Origin of the sequence: Thiocapsa imhoffii (assembly GCF_016583985.1) — a bacterium.
Taxonomy (GTDB): Bacteria; Pseudomonadota; Gammaproteobacteria; order Chromatiales; family Chromatiaceae; genus Thiocapsa; species Thiocapsa imhoffii.
This window is the reverse complement of the sequence record NZ_NRSD01000105.1, coordinates 1-496: the sequence shown is the minus strand read 5'-3', so window position 1 is coordinate 496 and position 496 is coordinate 1. Positions and strand designations below refer to the sequence as shown.

The 496-nt window shown below is 67.9% G+C and carries 1 protein-coding gene; it reads left to right on the top strand.

Annotated features, from left to right (window positions below):
- Positions 1–496 (top strand): D-alanine--D-alanine ligase family protein (locus CKO25_RS20840; RefSeq protein WP_503663883.1); only part of this gene is annotated, 496 nt, incomplete at both ends.

Here is a 496-nt window from a genome sequence, read left to right as displayed (position 1 = left end):
GGCCGCTGGCGCACTCCCTGGCGTTGGACAAGGTGGTCGCCAAGATGCTGTTTGCGCAGCGCGGGGTGCCGACGCCCGAGTTCGCGGTGCTGGACGCGCCGGGCTTCGAGATGCCGGAGCTCGCCTTTCCGCTCATCGTCAAGCCCAAGAACGAGGCCGTCTCCTTCGGCATCCGCATCGTCAACGACGAGGCCGAGCTGCGTGACGCCGCCGGCGTGATCTTCGAGCAGTTCGAGCAGCCCGTGCTCGCCGAGCGCTACATCGAGGGCCGCGAGGTCAATGTCGGCCTGCTCGGCAACGGCACCGCGCTGGAGGCCTTCCCGCCGGCGGAGCTGATCTTCGGCGAGGGCGGCCCGCACATCTACACCATGGAAGACAAGAAGCGCACCTCCGGGCGCGACATCGGCGTGCAGTGTCCGGCGGAGCTGACGCCGGCGCTGGCCAACAAGGCCAAAGACATCGCCGTGAAGGCCTTCCATGTGCTCGGCTGCTATGA